Source organism: Clavibacter lycopersici (assembly GCF_003576405.1).
GTDB classification, from domain to species: Bacteria; Actinomycetota; Actinomycetes; order Actinomycetales; family Microbacteriaceae; genus Clavibacter; species Clavibacter lycopersici.
In genome coordinates this window covers 1-1,798 of sequence record NZ_QWGT01000366.1, presented here as the reverse complement: position 1 = coordinate 1,798, position 1,798 = coordinate 1, and the positions used below count along the sequence as shown (strand labels likewise).

The window sequence follows — 1,798 nt, the reverse complement described above, 5'->3', positions numbered from 1 at the left end:
TCCACAGGCCGGAGCCGCCACCGCGGAGCGGAGCGGGCGCGGGCGCGGACGTGCGCGAGGCCGGCACCGCGCGTGCGGTGCCGGCCTCGGCGGGTCGTGCGGGTCGCGCGTCAGACGGGACGCGGATCCGTGCCGGGAGAGCCGTCGGGGCCGTCGTCCGGCGTCTCGCCCGGCTCCGTCGCGCGGCCCTGGCCGTCCTCGACGGGCCGCCCGGCGTCGGATCCGCTCAGCAGGTCCTCGAGGGCCTGGTCGACCTCGTCCGGCTCGGGCTCGCCCTCGGTGAGGCGCGCGACGAGCGCCTGCGGCGCGTCGATGTCCTCCGAGGTGGGCAGCACGTCCGGGTGCGACCACAGCGCGTCGCGCTGCTCGGCGCCGACGCCGTCGGAGACCGCCTGCCACATGGCCGCTGCCTCGCGCAGGCGCCGCGGCCGGAGCTCGAGGCCCACGAGCGTCGCGAACGCGGACTCGGCGGGACCGCCTGTGGCGCGACGCCGACGCACGGTCTCGGCGATCGCGGACGCCCGGGGGAGGCGCACGGTCGCGGCGGCGGTGACCACGTCTACCCAGCCCTCGATGAGCGCGAGCATGGTCTCGAGGCGCGCGAGGGCGGCGAGCTGCGCGTCCGACTTCGGCGGGATGAGGGATCCGTCGACCATGGCCTGGCGGAGCTCCTCGGGGTTCGACGGGTCGAAGCCCTCCGCGAGCGACTCGAGCCGGTCGGTGTCGATGTGCACGCCCTTCGCGAACTCCGTGATGGAGGTGATCAGCTGCAGCCGCAGCCAGCGCGCGTGCCGGAACAGGCGGGCGTGGGCGAGCTCGCGCACGGCGAGGTAGATCTGCACCTGGTCGTCGGAGACGTCGATGCCCTCGCCGAAGGCCGCCACGTTCTGGGGGAGGAGCGCGGCCTGCTGGTCGTCGAGCAGCGGGATCCCGACGTCGCCGCCCGAGACGACCTCGGTGGACAGCTGCCCGACCACCTGGCCGAGCTGCATGGCGAAGAGCGTGCCGCCGAGGTTGCGCATCACGCGGCCGGCGCCGGCGACCATGCCCTGCATCTCCTCGGGGGCGTTCTGCTGGAGCACCTCGGTGAGCGAGTCGGCGATGCTGAGGGCCACGGGCTCCGCGAGCTGCGTCCACACGGGCATGGTGAGCTCGGTCCACTGCGCGCGGGTGATGAGGCGCGGGGCGACCGTGAACTGGCTGACGTAGGTGACGTCGTCGAGCCAGAGGGCCGCGACCTGGAACGCCTGGTCGAGCGGCGCGGACGCGTCGGCGGTGACCTGCGTCTGCTGCGCGGCCGCGAGCTGGCGGGCGCCCTCGCGGGCCACCTTCCAGTCGACGCCGTCCCCGGTGTTGGCGAGCGCGCCCTGGAGCTGCGCGAGGAGCTGGCGGACCTGCTCCGGATCCTGCGGGAGCCCCGCCGCACCCGCGAGCTTGTCCGGGTCGATCTGCCCGTCGGCGCCCAGGAACCGCTCCAGCATGCGCCGGAACTCGTCCTCGGGATTCGGGGTGGGCTCGTCGGCCATGGAGGGTCTCCCGGGGGGTCGAGGGGTCCGGATCGCGGTGCCGCGGCCGGTGGGACCACGCTAGCCCGCGCCCACGGGAAACCCATCCCCATTCGCCTAGGCTGGGCCGTCGCGGCTTCCGCCCGCCGCGAACAGCGGCCGTGTGGGCCGCCTCGACACCCGTCGCCCGGCCGCCTCCCGGCCCGACGCGCCCCGACCGCGAGGACATCCGGATGAGCCTGTTCGCCCAGCACGCCCCCCGCGCACCCCGGCCCCCGCGCCGCCGCCGCGTC

General features: G+C 75.8%; 1 protein-coding gene. It reads right to left on the bottom strand.

What is annotated here, in order from left to right; translation table 11 throughout:
- Window positions 1–110: 110 nt before the first annotated feature.
- Window positions 111–1,526 (bottom strand): zinc-dependent metalloprotease, encoded by a 1,416-nt coding sequence (locus tag DZG00_RS15150; protein WP_119383220.1) that lies wholly within the window; start codon window positions 1,524–1,526, stop codon window positions 111–113.
- Between the last annotated feature and the right edge of the window lie 272 nt (window positions 1,527–1,798).

Coding starts and splice junctions, on each gene's coding strand:
- DZG00_RS15150 (WP_119383220.1), bottom strand. CDS start 1,526: ATGGCCGACGAGCCCACCCCGAATCCCGAGGACGAGTTCCGGCGCATG.